The sequence below is a fragment of the Panacibacter microcysteis genome (genome assembly GCF_015831355.1).
GTDB lineage: Bacteria > Bacteroidota > Bacteroidia > Chitinophagales > Chitinophagaceae > Panacibacter > Panacibacter microcysteis.
Genome location: NZ_JADWYR010000001.1, coordinates 2,672,907 through 2,692,026 on the forward strand (window position 1 = coordinate 2,672,907; position 19,120 = coordinate 2,692,026).

Sequence of the window (19,120 nt, forward strand, 5' to 3'; positions counted from 1 at the left end):
TTTGCCCACAGGCCGGTACAAGCCGTAATATTTACCATGTTTCGCCTGTGGGCTGCTGATAAAAGTTCAGAAAGTACAAGTGAGTGACACAACAGGCGATGCCATGCGCTATGCTGCCCGTAACAAAAAAATTAAGATTGCCTGCGAAAGAAAGTTAGTGTAAAACGATTGAGGTTGTTGTTGATAGCCTCGTAGCTGATATGGCATTTATGCAGCTCAACAATTCTTTTAACGATGGAAAGACCAAGCCCAAATCCTTTCTTGGTCTGTGCATTTTCTCCGCGGAAGAAAGGAAAAAACATTCTTTCTACTTCTTCGGGTTGCATTACCGGCCCGCGGTTTTCGAAGTTGATCACAATTCTCGATTCTGTGATCTGTGTGCTGATATCTACGTGGCCGTCCACAGAATATTTTACGCCGTTCTTCAGAAGATTCACCATGGCTGACCTCAACAACACCTCGTTGCCTTTTATGTAAAGATGTGTTTCTTCCACTTCGTCGGGGTTAAATTCGAAAGCGATGTCAATACCGGGGAACATCTTATGCATAGAGGCGATGGAGTCATAGATTACTTCATCTACCCGTATTTCAGGCCAGTCTGCTGTATAGGTAATGTTTTCGTACTGGGAGAGCAGCAACAGCGCATTGGTAAGTTCGATCATTCCCTGCTGGTCTTCTTTAAGAGACTCCAGTACTTTTCTTGCTTCCTGCGGTGTAAGTTCTCTTCGTAAAGCAGATTCTGTTTGGGAAAGCATGGTAGCCAGCGGCGTACGCAGATCGTGCGATGCATGGTGCACAAAATTCTTTTGCATGGTAAATGCCCTCTCCAGCCTGTCGAGCATGCCGTTAAAGTTTTTTGCAATAGCTATTAACTCGTTGTGCCGCGGGTCTCCTTTGCCAAGTTGTACACGTTGCTTTAAATTGTTTTCACTTACTTTTCTCATTTGTATACTTAGTGCCACCAATGGTTTGGAGACCTTCATCACAAAAAAGTAAGTAAGAATGGCCATGATGATAAGTGCGCCGATAGACACATAGATCATGGTTAGTTTTAAAGACTTCAGGCGTAGTATGCCAAATTTATCGTAACCAGTAGTAATGGCATAGCTAACTCTGCCGGGCGTATCAAAATAAAGCCCAACGCATTGAGACTGACCCTGCATGAAATACAGTTCATGCGCTTCGCGTATAGCTTGTATCTGCAGTGTATCAACGGTAAAATCTATGTCATCCGGTTGCGATTCGATAACGTTGTAATCGCTGTCGATAAGTACGGTGCGGAATTCGGCAGGGGCACCATCCAGGTAATAAGCAAGTTTTGATAACAGTTGCTTATTGTTGTCAGACACATTGTAATGGTCCCTATACATACGATAGGCCTGTGCCCATAAGCGGTTATCAAAATCTTTCTTCCTGTTTTGAGCGTATAAGGTGTAAATAATCAGGAAAGCTACAGCCAGTATAGCGCAAACAATCAGGGTTAAAGTTATAACAAACTTTAGCCGTACTCTCATGATAAAGGAGCCTCCCTCACATAATACCCAAAGCCGGGTTTTGTGTGAATAAGCTTGGTTTCAAAAGGTTTGTCGATTTTATTGCGTAGAAAGCTAATGTATACTTCTATGGTATTGGTACCGGTATCAAAACTCAGTTCCCATACTTTTTCCATTATTTCCTGTTTGGAAATCACTTTTCCTTTGTTTCGGGAAAGCAAAACCAGCAGGGAAAATTCTTTGGCTGTAAGGTTGATGTTTTTTTCTGCCCGGGTTACCGTTTTTTTGTTCATGTCTATCTCAAGGTCGCCCACATTGATTTTGTCGCTGAACTGGGCAGTATTCTCCGCCCTTTTCAGGAACACTTTTATCCTGGCAAACAGCTCATCAAAGTGAAAAGGTTTAACCAGGTAGTCATCTGCCCCGAGACTAAAGGCATCTACCTTATCCTGTATTTCGCCCAATGCGGTAAGCATTATAATTGGCACTTTGTTGTTCTGCTGCCTGAATTCTTTACAGAGGGCAAGACCGTTCTTGTAAGGAAGGTTGATGTCTAAAAGAATTAATGAATAATTGTGCTGATTAAATAGTTTTTCGGCAACTGCTCCATCGTAGGCCATATCTGCCAGGTAACCCTGGCGGGTCAGTTCTTCCTGAATAACTAATCCAAGTTTTGGTTCATCTTCGGCAATAAGGATTCTGTACGTGTTTTCCATTATCTTGAGTAAAATTCTGGGTTCAAATTATGAAAAATTTAATAATAAGCATTTTTCTTTTGAGTTCTTCAGTGCTTTCTGCTCAACAATTTACTACAACTTTCGAAAAATCCAATGGATTGGAATCGGCTACATATATAGAATGTAATAATTACTATCGTATTCTTTCTGATAACTTTAACGCGATAAATATAAAAAAATTTTATACAACTGATGCAGGCTATCCACTTAATCTTATTATTTATGATAAATCCCGTCAATTCAACCCAAAAAAATGGAAAGAAGAGAACAAGGTTATCATTCTTGTAAACAACGGTATACATCCCGGTGAGCCGGATGGTATAGACGCTTCCATGATGTTTATAAGAGACCTGGCCACAGGTAAATTGAACGCTCCGGGTAATGTAGTTATTGCAATAATTCCCATTTACAACATTGGCGGCAGCCTGAACAGGAATGCTTTTTCCCGTGTAAACCAGGATGGGCCTGCATCTTACGGTTTCCGGGGCAACGCGCAGAATCTTGATCTTAACAGAGATTTTGTAAAATCAGATTCTAAAAATGCAAAGGCTTTTGCCGAAATATTTCACTGGCTCGACCCTGATATTATGCTCGACAACCATGTAAGCGATGGCGCAGATTACCAGCACACCATGACGATGCTTACCACGCAACACAATAAACTGGGTGGCGAAACAGGTGCATTTCTGCATGATGTATTTGAACCTGCATTGTATAAATCGATGCAGCAAAAAAACTGGCCTATGTGCCCGTATGTAAATTTTGAAGAAGGAAACGTGGAAAAAGGGTGGGATGCCTTTTATGATCCGCCACGTTATAGCAGCGGGTATGCGGCGTTGTTTCAAACCATCGCCTTTGTGCCGGAAACACATATGCTGAAACCTTTCGCCCAGCGTGTGAAGAGCACTTACGCTTTTATGCAAGCCATCATGGAGCAGGCAGGGGCTTTCGGTAAAGACATTATTGCAAAAAGAAAAGCATCTGTAGAAGCAATAAAAAAGCAACAGGTTTTTGCGATCGGCTGGAAGGTCGATTCCTCACGGCACGACATGATCAGTTTCAAAGGCTATGCGGCAGCGTATAAAAAAAGCGATGTAACAGGCATGCAGCGGCTGTATTACAACCATAATAAACCTTTTGAGCAACAAGTAAACTTCTACAATTATTTTATACCCACACTAACCATTCAAAAACCCAAAGCCTATATTATACCACAGGGGTGGGGTAAAGCTATCGGACTACTTACCCTTAACGGCGTAAAAATGCAGCAGTTAAAGCGCGATACAACGATGATGATTAACTTTTATCATATCGATGATTACAAGTCTTTACCAAGACCCTATGAGGGCCATCATTTCAATTATAACGTAAAGGTTTCTGAAAGGCACGATACAATACATTTTCTCAAAGGAGATTATATCATTTATACCGGCCAGCGTGCCGATCGCTACATCGTGGAAACACTCGAGCCACAGGCAGATGACAGTTATTTCCACTGGAATTTTTTTGATGCCATATTGCAGCAAAAGGAAGGCTACAGCGGGTACAGGTGGGAAGATGTGGCTGCAGGCTACCTGGCGCAACATCCGGAACTTAAAACGAAGTTGGATGAAAAAAGAATGACTGATACAGCTTTTGCCGCTAATGCAGATGCGCAACTGGATTTCGTCTATAAAAATTCGCCCTATTACGAGCCGGCGCACTTACGCTATCCTGTGTACCGGTTAATGAAGTAGGAGAAATATTATGGGCCGGGCATGGGGTTTTCATGGCATCGTCTCTTGCGTCGCACACTTGTACTTTTGAAGCTTTGGGCAACTGTTCCAAAAACCGGGCTGCGTACAGATAACATAATGTAAATGCGCTGCAATTTTTGCGTAGTATAGCGGGTGACTGACTGTAAAAACACTACGTGGTTGCGGACAGCTCACCGGCCATCCTGCAGTTGAAGAGTGCGACGCAACCGGTGTTGCAGGTTTTTTGCTGGTGCCGGGTACCCAAAAACCAGCTTGTTTTAGCAACATTTAAGTAGAAAAGCACAATAACAGCACCTGTTTGGCTGTTTTATTTATTTTTACGTCAAAAAAAAATTTGAAAAACCATTTTTTATGAAAAGATCAATGTTACAATTAATTGTTTTCTCTTTACTGGTAATCATGTTTGCTGCCTCCTGCGCAAGCGCATACGATTCCCGTAAATCCAGAACATGTCCTTCTCATGACAAAATGTATTTCAGAAGATAGTTATCTTTGCGGATGCTCAACTGGATTACACTAAACAATATTGATGAACTGGAAAGCATCAAGGAAAAATCGTTTCAAAAGCCACAGGTTTTGTTTAAACACAGCACACGTTGCGGAACAAGCAGTGTGGTAAAAAGCCGGTTCGAAAGGGCCACAGCTATTCCTGATGCTGATTTCTATTATATAGATCTTATCCGTTACAGGGATTTGTCAGACAAAATAGCAACAGACTTTAAAGTTTACCACGAATCGCCACAGGTGTTAATTATCAAAGATGGTCAATGCCGCTACAACGAAAGTCATTTTGGTATTGACATGGAAGAGATCACCGAACAGGTTACAACACTGAATTAGGTTTTCCAATATACATAATAGCATTACCGCTTTGGTAATGCTATTTTTTTATGCATAACTTTCCCGTATGATTATTACTGTATTTGGAGCAACCGGCCGGGTTGGAAAATATATCGTGAACATGGGCCTGGCACAGGGCCACACCGTTCGTGCATTTGGCAGAAATGTAGATGGGCTGATAGATAAAGACATGGCAGATGAAAATTTTGAAGCCATTAAAGGATATGTTTTTGATGAAGCAGATGTGTTGAAAGCAGTGCACGGCGCGGATGCCGTATTATCTGCCCTGGGTGGTGCAAGAGACGGCAGCGATAAAACGCGTAGCCTGGGCGTAAAAAATATTATTGAGCAGATGCAAAAAGCTGCGGTAAAAAGATTGATCGTGCTGGGTGGCATGGGCAGCCTGGCGCACGACGAATACGGGCTTATAATGAATAAGCCGGACTACCCGCAGGTGTTTTTGCCTGTAAGTAAAGAGCATTTACAGGCATACAATTATTTACATCAATCTACGCTGGACTGGACTTTTATTGGTGCACCGGATATTCCTGATGCTCCGGCAGACAATGATTACACCGTTTCGGCAGACTATCCCCCGGCTACAGGTATCAATAAAATCTACGCCGGCAATATTGCAGATTTTATGCTGAAAGAGATGAAGGAAAACAGATATTTGCACCAGCGTGTCGGAATATCAAACTTAAACTGATGTGACTTATGTTACATCTCTTGCAAAACATAGTGCCCAGTTTTGCAAACATATATGATTACAGCTGCAGGCTACATAGCAGCCATATTAATTGGCATTTCGCTCGGTCTTATCGGTGGTGGTGGATCAATCTTAACGATTCCTGTTTTAGTCTATCTTTTTGGTGTACAACCGCTGCTGGCAACCGGGTACTCGCTTTTTATCGTTGGTTCTACCAGCCTGGTAGGGGCCATCAAACATTACCGTAAAGGGAACGTAAACATTAAAACGGCACTCGCCTTTAGTATTGTTTCCACGATTACTGTACTCGCCACCAGGAAGTTTTTGCTGCATATTATTCCTGATCAACTTTTTAACATGGGTAATTACGTTGTTACCAAATCGCTGATGACGATGATCTTATTTGCTGTTGTAATGATTATTGCTGCAACAAAAATGATCATGGGTGAGCAGCCAGCAGATTGCCCGGAATGCGCCACCAAACTGCAACCCGGCAAAATTATTTACAGTGGCACAGGTATCGGGCTGCTTACAGGCCTGCTGGGTGCCGGCGGAGGCTTTCTCATTATTCCTGCACTTATATTTCTTTTCAGGTTGTCTGTAAAGCAAGCGATCGGAACTTCGCTGCTGATCATTGCTATTAACAACCTGCTTGGCTTTACCGGGGACATTTTTCATACGCAGGTAAACTGGGCATTGCTTTTATCTGTTACAGCACTGGCCATTGCAGGCATATTCATTGGCGCTAAAGTAGGGGAGCAGGTAAAAGGCGAAAAACTGAAAAAGGGTTTTGGCTGGTTTGTACTTGTTATGGGCATTTACATTATTATAAGAGAGACAACCGGTCTCTGATATTTAGTACAGTATACATCATTGAATAACTATCATTTTTTTCGTCATGAATTTTATTGAATGGATCAGTCAGCCCTGGCCATGGTATATTTCCGGGCCGCTTATCGGACTTACAGTTCCGCTTTTGTTGTTGCTGGGAAACAAAAGCTTTGGCATTTCATCGTCTTTAAGGCATATATGCGCAGCCTGCCTGCCAGCTAACATTTCGTTTTTTAAATATGACTGGAAGAAAGAAGCATGGAACCTTTTTTTTGTTGCGGGAATAGTTGCCGGTGCATTTTTGGTGGCGTATTTTTTTGCAGACCCGCAACCGGTGCAGCTTAACCCGCAGTTAGTGGACGAATTGAAAGGGTATGGCATTGATGATTATAGTAAACTGGCTCCCGTACAAATTTTCAACTGGCCCGCCTTGCTAACGGCAAAGGGTTTTATTATGATGGTTGCAGGCGGTTTCCTGGTGGGTTTTGGAACAAGATATGCCGGCGGCTGTACATCCGGTCATGCTATTATGGGTTTAAGCAACCTGCAGTTGCCATCTTTAATAGCCACCATTTGTTTTATGGCCGGGGGCTTTATCATGGCCAACCTGGTTCTTCCTTTCATTCTTCAATTGTAAACAATGAATACAACTATAAGCACCCGGCAGGAAACAAACACAGACTTTGAAGTGCGCTCGCTTGATGCGGTATGCATTAACGAATCTACCCTGAAACACCCATGGTGGTACAATTTTAAATATCTTTTTGCAGGCATATTGTTTGGCATATTGCTCGTAAAAGCAGAAGTAATTTCGTGGTTTCGTATTCAGGAAATGTTTCGCCTGCAAAGTTTTCATATGTACGGCGTTATTGGTTCTGCTGTTATGGTAGGTATGATAGGCGTGTGGCTCATCAAAAAGTTTAAGATCAAAACAATACATGGAGAGCCGATCGTGCTGCACCCGAAAACATTCAATAAAGGGCAGGTATACGGCGGTCTTATATTTGGTTTTGGCTGGGCAATAACAGGTGCCTGCCCCGGTCCGTTGTTTGCGCTGATAGGTAATGGCGCAACAGCTGTTATTGTGGTGCTGTTAAGCGCTATTGCTGGAACGTGGGTATATGGTTTGCTGAGAGATAAACTTCCTCATTAAAAGTATTGACAGCGCCGTAAAGGGCAGTAAAGTATTTGCGCTGTGGCACCCGCAGCAGTTGAATATTGTTATGCAGCACAAGTGTGCGACGCAACCAAAGCTTAATAGTAATTTTTTGCCTGGTTCATAATTATGCTTCCTTTAATTAAGCGGGTGCTTAACTTTGCACTATGACTTTTTATAAGAACATCTTTTTTATAATCATGTAAGAAAAGCGGCGCATTGTTGCCGCTTTTTTATTTGCTAAACCTTCTTGTTATGGATGTCGAAATTCTTTCCCGCATTCAGTTTGCCTTTACCATAGCTTTTCACTATATCTATCCGCCGTTGAGCATCGGGCTGGGGTTGTGTATGGTTTTTATGGAAGGCATGTACCTGCGTACCGGTGATGTTTTGTACGAAGACATGACAAAATTCTTTACCCGCATTTTTGCATTGATATTCGGTATTGGAGTTGCCACCGGTATTGTAATGGAATTTGAGTTTGGCACAAACTGGGCAGTGTATTCGAAATATGTGGGCGATGTTTTTGGTAGCGCTCTGGCAGCAGAAGGCATTTTTGCATTTGCACTGGAAAGTGGTTTTTTGGGTGTGTTGTTGTTTGGCTGGAACCGTGTAAGCAAAAGAGTACACTTTATAGCAACCATAATGGTAACGCTCGGTTCTATGTTTTCCGCTATATGGATTGTTGTGGCAAACAGCTGGCAGCAAACACCGGCAGGCTATCATATAGTAGGGCAGGGGCTCGAAGCCAGGGCAGAGATCACAGACTTCTGGGCAATGGTTTTTAACCCATCGTCAGTAGACAGGATACTGCATGTATGGATAGGGGCGTTTCTTGCAGGCTCGTTCCTGGTTATAAGTATTGCGGCCTATTACATAATCAAGAACAGGCACATGGCATTTGCAAAAAAAGCTTTTGGCATCGGTCTTACGGTAGCGTTACTATCTTCTTACGCTCAATTGTTTGCCGGCCACAGGTCTGCACATGTAGTGGCAGAATACCAGCCCGCAAAGCTTGCAGCTATGGAAGGCCATTTCGATAGCAGTTCGGCTGCTGCTATGTACCTGTTTGGTTATATTGATACAAAGAATGAACGTACCCATGGTGTAGCCGTACCTGGCGCACTGAGTTTTCTCACACATTTCAGTTTTGATGCACCTGTAACGGGCCTCAAAGCTTTTAAACCGGAAGACAGGCCGCAGGCACTCAATATTGTTTTTCAGTCTTACCACATTATGATTGCTATTGGTTTTGCGTTAATAGCCCTTACCACAGTTGGATATATATTGTTCAGGAAAAAAAAGTTGTTTGAGAAACGTTGGCTGATGCATGTGTTTGCGTGGAGTGTGCTGCTGCCGCAGGTTGCTAACCAGGTTGGGTGGTTCACCGCAGAAACAGGCCGCCAGCCGTGGGTGGTATATGGTTTGTTGCGAACAAGCGATGCATTGTCTGAGGCGGTTACAGCAAACCAGGTGGTTTTTTCACTGGTGCTTTTTACGTTTGTGTACACACTGCTTTTTGCGCTTTTTATTTTCCTGCTCAACCGTAAAATACAACACGGGCCCGGGTTTAAAGACAGCGACGATGAAAGCGAGATACATAGCCCTCAGCTGGAAGGCATGGCCGGAAATTTTAGCAGGTAATTTTTTGGACGCCGGCTGTCTTGCTGCTATTAAGCTTTTGTTGCGTCGCACACTTCAGCAGCAGTACAACAATGGGGCAATATGCGGTCTTGTTTATTTACCATAACAGCAATTTAAATTAGCATGGAAACATTTCTTGGTATAGACTACAGTACGTGGTGGTTTCTGGTGGTAGGTGCCACCTTTACCGGTTATGCCATACTCGACGGTTTTGATCTTGGTGCCGGGGCCATCCATCTTTTTTTCAATAAAGAAGAAAGCAGGCGTATTGCACTGAATGCCATCGGCCCGGTTTGGGATGGCAACGAAGTATGGCTGGTAATAGGCGGCGGCACCTTATTTGCCGGTTTCCCAAAAGTGTATGCAGCAGTATTTTCTGCGTTTTATATTCCCTTTATGTTGTTCCTGGTGGCGCTTATTTTTCGTGCTATTTCCATAGAATTCAGGAGTAAGGAGCCAATGCCCTGGTGGCGTAAAATGTGGGATGTCAGTTACAGCATCTCCAGCATAATTGTTACATTATCTCTGGGTGTAGTATTGGGCAATGTTTTACTTGGTTTGCCAATAGATAAAGGTGGTGTATACAGGGGCAGTACATTAGATTTTATAAACCCATATGCAATACTGGTGGGCATAACAACGCTTGCATTATTTATGATGCACGGTGCCATTTATCTTGTAATGAAAACCGAAAAGCGTTTGTATACAAAGCTTACCATCATTGTGAGAGATACAACCGTTTTTTTTGTTATAAGCGTATTGCTGCTTAGCTTCTATACATTGCTCTATGTGCCACATTTATCCGCCACGATTAAGGAGAACAGCTGGTTGTTTTTTATCCCGGTAACCATGGTACTGGCAGTGGCAAATATTGCCAGGAGAATATCGCAGCAGCGTTACAGGCAGGCATTTCTTTCTTCTGCAGTTGTCATAAGCCTGTTGCTCATACTTGTGGTGGTAGAGTTACACCCAAACCTGGTATTATCGAGCCTGGACGAACGATATAATCTTACCGTGCAAAACGCATCTTCTTCATCTAAAAGTTTGGGTATTATGCTAACCGTTGCAGCAATAGGTGTGCCGCTGGTAGCTATTTACACAGCGTTTGTGTATAAAACCTTCAGGGGAAAAGTAAAGCTCGATGAAATGAGCTATTGATTAATGATGCAGCGCATACGTGCCGCCGGTAATGTTTTAGTACCTGCTTAGAAAAGGCCAAACAACATACCGTCAACTTTATTGATGATATCTCCCAGGTCTTCGTCTTTATCAGCAAAGTTATTCTTGTCAACATCTATTACAAGTAGCTGCCCTTCTTTGTAACCGTCGATCCATTTGTTGTACAGTTCGTTAAGTTTTTTCAGGTAGTCCAGGCGAATATTTTCTTCATACTCACGGCCGCGTTTTTGTATCTGGCCAACCAGTGTTGGTACAGAAGCTTTCAAATATATCAACAGGTCCGGCGGTTGAACCATGGTTTTCAATGTCTGGAAAAACTGGTAGTAATTGTCAAAATCTCTTTTGCTCATTAAGCCCATTTCATGCAGGTTAGGCGCAAAAATGTTAGCATCTTCATATATGGTTCTGTCCTGTATAATGGTTTCTGTACCACGCTGAATATCGAGCAACTGGTTAAGTCGGCTGTTCAAAAAATATATCTGCAGGTTAAAGCTCCAGCGCGGCATGTCTTCGTAAAAATCCATCAGGTATGGGTTGTGGTCAACATCTTCAAACTGAGGAATCCATTTATAATGTTTACTCAATAATTCTGTGAGTGTTGTTTTGCCTGCACCAATATTGCCTGCAACCGCTATATGTTTTGGTTTCTTCAGCTTTGCCATGTAAGATGTATGATTTGAGTAAGCGCTTTTCTTTGAACTTTTGAAGATAAAATTTCGTCGTACAATTCCACCGGTTCTTTCTAAATTTATTTTCTGGTTGCGTTACTAAATGTAGTCTACGCCAACAGCTTTCCGCACTAGCTGTAAAGTGGCATCTGCGCTGGCCCGCGCCTTGTCTCTTCCAATGCCAATAACTTTTTTTATCAACTCACGGTCTGCTGCAAAAGCTTTCGCTTTTTCCCTTATGGGGGCCATAAAGTTTACCATGTCTTCTGCCAGTTGTTTCTTCATGTCACCGTATCGTATCACACAATTATTGAAGTCGGCTTCAAACCTGGTGGTAGTATCTGGTGTACTTACCAGCTTCATCAGGCCAAAAAGGTTTTCAATAAAATCCGGCTTTACAGCATTTGGTTCTGTTGGTCCGCTGTCTGTTTTTGCTTTTTTTATTTTATTGCGAATAAGGTCATCATCATCCGCCAGGTATAGTGTGGCCATCTGGTTGGCGCTCTTGCTCATCTTGCCCGTACCATCAAGGCTCATGATCTTTACAAGACTTTTATCATAACTAAAAGCCTGCGGCATCGGGAAAACTTCGCTGTATCGCTTGTTAAAGCGGTCGCCAAAATTGCGGGTCATTTCAATGTGTTGTTCCTGGTCTTTACCAACAGGCACTTTAACTGCACGGTGAATTAAAATGTCTGCAGCCTGCAATACAGGGTAAGTAAGTAAACCTGCATTTACATTTTCCGGGTGCTGGCGTACTTTGTCTTTAAATGTGGCAGTTTTTTCAAGCTCACCTTTATAAGAAAGCATATTCAGGTACAGGTATAATTCTGCAATTTCAGGTACATCACTCTGCACATACAACACGCATTTTTCCGGGTCCAGGCCTACGGCCAGCAGTTCACCCATCAGGCGGTAAACATTAGCTTTCAACTCTTTGGTGTCCGGGTGCGTGGTAAGGCTGTGCCAGTCTACCACGCAGAAAAAACAATCATATTCATCCTGCATAAGTACCCAGTTGCGCATGGCGCCAAAATAATTTCCAAGATGTACAAAACCGGTAGGTCTTATACCGCTCAAAACTTTCTCCTTATTCATAGACGGCGAAGATAAGGAGAGTTTACAGTTTGTACTTTATTGCAATAAATGCAGGCATATTTTACGCAGCCTGCGCTGAAGTTATTTCCGTTATATAAGGCATTGTTGTACCGGCGATAGTATTTCATGGCATCGCCGGTTGTGTCACTCACTGCACCGTTCGGAACATTGAACCGGCAGGTTCGCAGCGGCAATAAAAAGATCTGTATACACTGTTGCGCTGTACAAACCGGAGCCAAAGCTGCTGCAGTTGCTTCAGTACAAGAGTGCGACGCAACAGGTGCCCGATGCATGCACTACTGCCGGGCTCCAAAATTTACTCACCCTTTTGTGGTAGATAAAATTTATATTGTAAAGAGGAAATTTGTAAAAACAACACCGCAATATGCAGCCAATAAAAGTTGCCATATTTGAAGACAATAAACACCTGCGCGAAAGCCTTTATTATCTTATAAACGGCACAGAAGGCTTTGTTTGTACCGGGGCCTTTGCAGATGGAAACGACCTGGTGTTCCAGCTAAAAAAATCTATACCACAGGTAATACTTATGGATATTGAAATGCCGGGTATTAATGGCATAGAGGCAGTGAAGGTAATAAGGGAGCACTTCCCGGGTGTGCAGGTGCTGATGCAGACAGTTTTTCATGATGACGAAAACATTTTTAAAGCCGTTTGTGCAGGCGCGTCTGGCTACATCTTAAAAACTACTTCACCTGCCGGCTATATAGAGGCCATAAAAGATGTGTACAATGGCGGCAGCCCCATGACGGGCTCTATTGCCCGCCGCGTGCTGGAACTGTTTCAAAAAAACATTACACCGGCAGCGGCCAAAGATTACCAGCTTACCCCAAAAGAGAAGGAAATTTTGCAGCAACTCGTAAAAGGTAAAAGCTTCAAAATGATTGCAGACACTATTGGCAGCACCTACGAAACTGTGCGCACCCACATGAAAAATATTTACGCCAAACTGCATGTGAACAGTAACACAGAAGCTGTTTCAAAAGCATTGAATGAAAAAATTGTATAACCTTTTTTCCGGATTTTTTATCTTACCTTCAAACAGGCTTTACCACGCATACCATATCCTTTCAAAACTACCTCTCCAAATGTAAAACACCTGGAAAACATCCCTGATCTATTCAATCAATTGCAGGAACAACTGCCGGCAAAGGGACCAGGTAACCAAAACATTTCGCTAATTAACCTTGACAACTAAACGCTGATGAGAAAGTATATACTTCTTATGGCAACGCTTACCTGCACTGTAACGAAAGCCCAGGTAGCCGATTCGCTGAAGCACCTGCTGGCTTTGCCTCAACCTGATACCGTACGTATAGGCTTGTATGTAAAAATTGCAGAAGCCGCGGAAGACAGTACAGCGCTGTGGTACGCAGACAGCGCAATAGCACATGGTAAAAGGCTGCTTACAAATGCTACCGGAAAAATGCAGGCAGCATTGTACAATTACATGTCTGATGCGATCTATTTTAAAGGAATCTATTTTGCCAATACTGAAGCTTATACCGAAGCAATTAGCAGTTTAAACGATGCATTGCAGTTTGCACGCAAAGCCAATAACCTTTTTAGCGAAGCACAAATATTGAATGATATTGGCGTATGCAAATATTATAAAGGCGACATTATTGCCACGGTAGATTATTTAAAGCGCAGCCTTGCAATACGTGAGACATTGAATGACGATGCACAACTGCGGAACGCATACAACAACATTGCTTTCATTTATAAAGAAACCGGCCTTATTGAAGAATCGCTGGAGCTCAATTTTAAATCACTTGCACTTGCAGAAAAGATGAAAAACGAGACAGATATTTCAACATCGCTAAACAACATAGGCCAGGTTTATCACCAGCAGTTACTGGATTACAGCAAAGGGCTGGAGTATTACAAACGGAGCCTTGCGATAAGAGAGAAAAGAGGCAATAAGAAAGATATGGGATTGATAAAAAACAACATTGCCACGCTGTATGGAGATATGGGCAATTTCGCAGAAGCTATTCGTAATTATAAAGAAAGCCTTGCTTTGCGGCGGGAAGCGAATCATAAATATGGCGTAGTACAAACACTCAGTAATCTTGCATACAACTATATAGAAACGGGTGATTACAACAATGCCAGGGCCGCGCTTGCTGAAAGCCTTGAGCTGAATAAAAGCCTGCAGGACGATGACCTGCAGGAAAGCTTGCACTATAATTACGCAAAATTGTACGATACCCTGAAAATGCCCGACAGCGCTTTGTTTCATGCACTGGCATCTCATCGTATTTGCCTGAGTCTTGGTAACCCTTTGGATATTTCCAAATCGGCCTTGATGATTTCTAACCTCTATAGTGAAGAGCATGAGTATGAGCAGTCACTCGTTTTTTACAAGCTATACAAAAGAATGCAGGACAGTACACTAAACAGTAACCTCAAAAAGCAGGGTATAAAAAGTGAACTGGAATATGAGTACCTGAAAAAGAAGAATGAGTCTGATAAGATATTTAATGAGCAACTGGCACGTAAAAATTTATATACCTGGTTGCTTGTTGTTTTACTCATTGCCACTGCGGTCATAGCTTACGTGCTTTATAAACGCAGGGTATTGAAGCAACGGCTTACAGAAGTGGAGATCAGAAACAAGATCGCATCTGACCTGCACGATGATGTAGGCAGCACCCTGAGCAGCATACGTATGTACAGTGATATTGTAAAACATCAGCCCAATCAAACACCGGTGTCTGCGGAATTGCTTGATAAAATTAGCAGCAACAGTAAAGAGATGATTGAAACGATGAGCGACATTGTATGGATGATCAAGCCAGGCAATGATGATTTCAGCAGTGTGCAGGGCCGCATGATCAACTTCGCCAATGAACTTTGCATACCTGCGGGAATAAATTTTGAATTCAATTGCGAACAGACAGCAGACATATTAAGCATGAATATGGAATTGCGCCGGGATATTTACCTCATCTTTAAAGAAGCCATAAACAATGCTGTAAAATATGCAGGTTGCCAAAATATCCGCGTCTCGATCAACATCGCCGGAGATCGTTTGCGCATCAGTATAAGCGATGACGGGAAAGGTTTTGACGTAGCCAATGCAAAAAATGGTAACGGCCTATCTAATATGCGTAAACGAGTGGAGATACACCGTGGAAAATTTACTATAAAATCCAATGTAAACGAAGGCGCAGAAATTATTGCAGATTTACCTCTTCAGTAAATAAAAATCAAGACATGTTGCTGCAACGGATAACAATCATCTATCCCTCGATTGTGGTATTGATAGAGCTTTCATAACAAATCAATTTTGTCTGCACAAAACTTATTGTTATGAAAAAAACACTTCTGTCCCTTTGTTTTGCTGCGTTTACTGCAGCAGTTTCTAATGCACAAACCAACACTTTTCCAACAACAGGCAGTGCCGGCATTGGCACTACAGCGCCAAACGCTTCTGCTATTCTTGAATTACAGTCCACCACCAAAGGCATGCTCATTCCCCGTATGACGCAGGCCCAGCGTACAGCAATAGTAAGCCCTGCATCAGGCCTGCTTGTTTACCAGACTAACAATACTACCGGGTTTTATTATTACAACGGCAGTAACTGGGTGGCAGTTACACCTAAGTCCGCCAACAGGAACCTCAGTAACCTCGATACCACTGCTGTTAACATCTCTTTGCTGCCTAATGCACACAATACTTTATCGCTCGGCTCAGCAGTACGAAGCTGGAACGATGTATATGTAAACAATGTAAAGTTTGCTGATGGTACAACGTTATCTACCGCAAACGGGGTAGCAGAAAGCGATCCTGAAGTGGGTGTAAACAAAACAGGTTTTGTTCCCCGCTGGAATGGTACAGCCCTGGTTGCAGGTGCATTGCAGGATAATGGCACAAGAGCCAGTATTAACAGCGCCCCCGATAATGACCACAGGTTTTCCGCCCTCAGGCAGCTTTCTTCCGGCAGCTTGTTTTCAACGGTGTATTCTGCTATACGAGGAGAAAGCAACACTTCAGGAACCACTACTATAAACTCTGTTGGCTACCTCGGTGTAAACAATCCATCCGGCATGTACCCGCTGGTTTTTCCCAACAATACGTTCAGCGAAATTGGTGTGCTTGGCGTAAAAAGAAACACATCGTTAGAAGGTGCTGCCTTATACGGATGGAGCCAGGGTGGCAGCAGCAACAACTATGGAGTATACGGCACAGCTACTGCATCTGCAGCAAACAACTATGCCGTGTATGGTAACAGTATTACTGCAAACACTGCGCTCAACTATGGTGTATATGGCAATGTGCAGGGCGGCATAGCCAACTATGGTGTGTATGGTAAAGTGGTTACTGCAACCGGCCAGTTCGGTTATGGTGTTTTTGGCAGTGCATCAGGTACCGGTACCAATTATGCAGGTTTCTTCAGCGGTCATACCTACATAGGTGCAAATGATGAAGCACTTACAATTTCCGGCACAGATCCTTATATACAGTTTAAAGATGCCACAGCAGAAAATGCCTACCTGCGTGCAAGTGGTAAAGATCTTTTGCTGGCAACAAATTCCGGCAATGCATCAGGCAGGGTAGTGTTGCGCACCAATGGTACAGGCCGCTTGTGGGTAGATGCTGTGGGCAATGTATCTATCAGCAACGATGGTAAAACAGCAACCGGTTATGCACTGAGTGTAAAAGGAAAAGTAATGGCAGAAGAAGTACGTGTTGAGTTAAATGGTACATGGCCTGATTATGTGTTTGCAAAAGATTACAAGCTAATGTCTTTGCAAAGCCTTAAACAATACGTATTTCAAAACAACCACCTGCCAGATGTACCCGCTGCAAACGAAATGAAAGATGGCATTGAAGTCGGTAAAGTCAATAAACTGCTGATGCAAAAAGTAGAAGAGTTAACACTTTATGTAATACAGTTAAATGAAGAAATTCAAACGTTGAAAGCGCAAAACAAATAATAACCCACTCATTGGCATGGCTGAATTTTTTGGGAGCCCGGCTGTAGTAGTGCTATTAAGCTTTTGTTGCGTCGCACTCTTGTACGCCTTGTTCGCTTTTGGGCTGTTCCGGTTCAGTCAGGCTGGTTTTTTAAAGGCTCATTTATTACCTCAAAATTATTTGTTATGAAATCAACATTCAAGAAACTGTATTTACCTGCACCACTGCAATGCATTACTCTTGTTGTTTTTGCAGCTTGCATTGGTTTTGCAACCAATGCACAGGTTGTAAAGCCAGCAGGAAAAACAACTGCCGTCTGTAGCGTTACACGTGCAGACATGAAAGAAATTGACCAGCAGGTGCGCATCAATATTGCGCGGCTAAAAGCTGAAGGGAAGCTTGACTTTAAAAAGTATAAACAGGCTGCCGAAAAACCTGCCCCGGATGCGGCCGCGGCACCTGCTGCCAACATTTTGTTTCGCTGGCCAATGGCAACAGCATCTTACAGGGATTTTGCTTCCTGGCACATTGTAAATTTTGTAGACCTCGATCCTGATTCCTTTAATGATAACACAGATCGCAACCCCGATGAGATCGGCGATTACAATTGCGGCGACAGAACATACGATGGTCATGCAGGCATCGACATAAGTATCGACCCTTACAGGTGGGAGTTAAAAAACAGTGGGTTTATAAAAGTTATTGCTGCGGCCGATGGTATCATTGTGTTTAAACACCAGGGAGAGTTTGATGAGAATTGCGGCAATCTCGATAACTGGCAAGGCTCAACCGGCCGTGGCAACAACGTGGTTATTCTACACGAAGATGGAACTACCGCCAGCTTTTATATGCACCTGAAAGACGGATCGCTTACCACAAAGGAAGAAGGAGATTTTATTTATGCAGGTGATTATGTTGGTACCGTTGCAAGCGCAGGGCGCTCTTCAGAACCACACCTGCATTTCCAGGTAAATACAGGATATGTAGACATTGCCAACGGAAATGATGAAACCGGCAACCGCATCGATCCTTTTGCTGGCAGCACCTGTACCGAATCTGCCTCCACATCATGGCTCAACCAGTTGCCGTATAATGATCCCGCTGTGCTTACACTGGAAACACACAATGCACAGCCCGGTTTTTATACCGATGCATGTGATCAGACTATAACACTTAGTCCCGATAATGCTTTTACCAGCGGGCAGACCATTTGGTTCAGGGCCAAGATAAGAGATTGGATAGATGGCGCCACGCTTACATTTAATATTTATAAACCAGATGGCACGCTCTGGCGTAGTTACACCAGGACGAATGCAAACGCTTACAGGGAAGCTTACCCCACAGATCAATCTTATGTATTAGCCTCAACAGATCCTGCCGGCACATACAGGTATACGGTGACATTTGGTGGTAAAACATACTCGCATTACTTCACAAAAAGTTGCCAGGTATCGTTGGGATTAAGCGGCGCGGTTAGTGGTCAGAAAGGCTATATGGTAAGTAATTTTATTTCGTCTTTTCAAACAATTGCAGCTTCTTCTGCAAACTACATAAAGTATATGGCTGATGGATATGTAACACTGCAGCCCGGTTTCAGGGCAACTTCCGGTTGCAGGTTTGTTGCCAACACGGAAGGTTGTGCCAACAGCACGGCAGGCTCTGGTAGGGCCGTGGCTGCAACACCGGCAACCGATGCGGTTAATTATAAAGACGCCGTTGCTAATGGTGGTAAAACACCTGTAAAGATCTATCCTAACCCTTCTGATGGCTTATTCAATGTACAATACAGCAAAAAAGGAAAGTTCTCTGCGGGTATTGTTATACGTAATGCTACAGGGCAGGTTGTGTATAAAAACGCTTTGAAACAATACGACAATACGTTGCAGGAGCAGGTAAACCTGGCAGGCAAACCAAAAGGTGTTTATCTTGTTGAAGTGCTGACTAATAATGAAAGAATAGTATCGAAAGTGATGATTCAATAAGCTCGGGAAATATAGAATGTAATAAACCCTGCTATGTGCAGGGTTTATGTTTATAAGCAAACCATGTAAAATTTTAGTTGT

At 43.0% G+C, this 19,120-nt stretch carries 17 protein-coding genes; 13 read left to right on the forward strand and 4 right to left on the reverse strand.

Annotated features, from left to right (window positions below; genetic code table 11):
• Positions 1 to 131: 131 nt before the first annotated feature.
• The gene (locus I5907_RS10895; protein ID WP_196990740.1) at positions 132 to 1,514 is read right to left on the reverse strand and encodes an ATP-binding protein; all 1,383 of its coding nucleotides are present in this window, start codon (positions 1,512 to 1,514) and stop codon (positions 132 to 134) included.
• Positions 1,511 to 2,209 (reverse strand): response regulator transcription factor, encoded by a 699-nt coding sequence (locus I5907_RS10900; protein ID WP_196990741.1) that lies wholly within the window; start codon positions 2,207 to 2,209, stop codon positions 1,511 to 1,513. Before I5907_RS10900 ends, I5907_RS10895 begins: the two co-directional genes overlap by 4 nt.
• A 29-nt stretch (positions 2,210 to 2,238) precedes the next feature.
• Between I5907_RS10900 and I5907_RS10905 the strand changes: the two genes are divergently transcribed.
• From I5907_RS10905 to cydB, 9 genes are all read left to right on the forward strand, one after another.
• On the forward strand, positions 2,239 to 3,966 hold the full coding sequence (locus I5907_RS10905) for a M14 family metallopeptidase (RefSeq protein WP_196990742.1): 1,728 nt from the start codon (positions 2,239 to 2,241) through the stop codon (positions 3,964 to 3,966).
• A gap of 372 nt (positions 3,967 to 4,338) precedes the next feature.
• Complete coding sequence (locus I5907_RS21775; RefSeq protein WP_283016270.1) at positions 4,339 to 4,473, forward strand: hypothetical protein; 135 nt, start codon at positions 4,339 to 4,341, stop codon at positions 4,471 to 4,473.
• A gap of 12 nt (positions 4,474 to 4,485) precedes the next feature.
• On the forward strand, positions 4,486 to 4,827 hold the full coding sequence (ytxJ, locus tag I5907_RS10910; RefSeq protein ID WP_196990743.1) for a bacillithiol system redox-active protein YtxJ: 342 nt from the start codon (positions 4,486 to 4,488) through the stop codon (positions 4,825 to 4,827).
• Positions 4,828 to 4,894: 67 nt separating this feature from the next.
• Entirely contained in the window at positions 4,895 to 5,536 is a 642-nt protein-coding gene (locus I5907_RS10915) for an NAD(P)-dependent oxidoreductase (RefSeq protein WP_196990744.1), read from the forward strand.
• Between the two features lie 54 nt (positions 5,537 to 5,590).
• Positions 5,591 to 6,388 (forward strand): sulfite exporter TauE/SafE family protein, encoded by a 798-nt coding sequence (locus I5907_RS10920; RefSeq protein ID WP_231402025.1) that lies wholly within the window; start codon positions 5,591 to 5,593, stop codon positions 6,386 to 6,388.
• 46 nt (positions 6,389 to 6,434) lie between these two features.
• Positions 6,435 to 7,004: a YeeE/YedE family protein gene (locus tag I5907_RS10925; protein WP_196990745.1), complete on the forward strand. Its 570-nt coding sequence runs from the start codon at positions 6,435 to 6,437 to the stop codon at positions 7,002 to 7,004.
• Positions 7,005 to 7,007: 3 nt separating this feature from the next.
• Positions 7,008 to 7,520, forward strand: a complete 513-nt coding sequence (locus tag I5907_RS10930) for a YeeE/YedE family protein (protein WP_196990746.1) — start codon at positions 7,008 to 7,010, stop codon at positions 7,518 to 7,520.
• Between the two features lie 258 nt (positions 7,521 to 7,778).
• Positions 7,779 to 9,167 carry a cytochrome ubiquinol oxidase subunit I gene (locus I5907_RS10935; RefSeq protein WP_196990747.1) on the forward strand — a complete coding sequence of 463 codons (1,389 nt, stop codon included), beginning with the start codon at positions 7,779 to 7,781 and terminating at the stop codon, positions 9,165 to 9,167.
• 123 nt (positions 9,168 to 9,290) lie between these two features.
• The gene (gene cydB / locus I5907_RS10940) at positions 9,291 to 10,325 is read left to right on the forward strand and encodes a cytochrome d ubiquinol oxidase subunit II (RefSeq protein WP_196990748.1); all 1,035 of its coding nucleotides are present in this window, start codon (positions 9,291 to 9,293) and stop codon (positions 10,323 to 10,325) included.
• A 47-nt stretch (positions 10,326 to 10,372) separates the two neighbouring features.
• Here cydB and I5907_RS10945 read toward each other — a convergent pair whose 3' ends face one another.
• Both I5907_RS10945 and trpS read right to left on the reverse strand, forming a co-directional pair.
• The gene (locus tag I5907_RS10945; RefSeq protein WP_196990749.1) at positions 10,373 to 11,008 is read right to left on the reverse strand and encodes a deoxynucleoside kinase; all 636 of its coding nucleotides are present in this window, start codon (positions 11,006 to 11,008) and stop codon (positions 10,373 to 10,375) included.
• Between the two features lie 105 nt (positions 11,009 to 11,113).
• A complete protein-coding gene (gene trpS / locus I5907_RS10950; RefSeq protein WP_196990750.1) occupies positions 11,114 to 12,112 on the reverse strand; it encodes a tryptophan--tRNA ligase in 999 nt (332 codons plus the stop codon).
• Positions 12,113 to 12,497: 385 nt separating this feature from the next.
• On the opposite strand from trpS, the gene I5907_RS10955 reads away from it, so the two are divergent.
• The 4 genes from I5907_RS10955 to I5907_RS10970 all read left to right on the forward strand — a co-directional run bounded on the left by I5907_RS10955 (position 12,498) and on the right by I5907_RS10970 (position 19,039).
• Positions 12,498 to 13,139, forward strand: a complete 642-nt coding sequence (locus I5907_RS10955) for a response regulator (RefSeq protein WP_196990751.1) — start codon at positions 12,498 to 12,500, stop codon at positions 13,137 to 13,139.
• Between the two features lie 195 nt (positions 13,140 to 13,334).
• Positions 13,335 to 15,338, forward strand: a complete 2,004-nt coding sequence (locus tag I5907_RS10960; protein ID WP_196990752.1) for a tetratricopeptide repeat-containing sensor histidine kinase — start codon at positions 13,335 to 13,337, stop codon at positions 15,336 to 15,338.
• Positions 15,339 to 15,448: 110 nt separating this feature from the next.
• On the forward strand, positions 15,449 to 17,077 hold the full coding sequence (locus tag I5907_RS10965) for a hypothetical protein (protein WP_196990753.1): 1,629 nt from the start codon (positions 15,449 to 15,451) through the stop codon (positions 17,075 to 17,077).
• A gap of 165 nt (positions 17,078 to 17,242) precedes the next feature.
• On the forward strand, positions 17,243 to 19,039 hold the full coding sequence (locus tag I5907_RS10970) for a peptidoglycan DD-metalloendopeptidase family protein (protein WP_196990754.1): 1,797 nt from the start codon (positions 17,243 to 17,245) through the stop codon (positions 19,037 to 19,039).
• Positions 19,040 to 19,120: the final 81 nt, after the last annotated feature.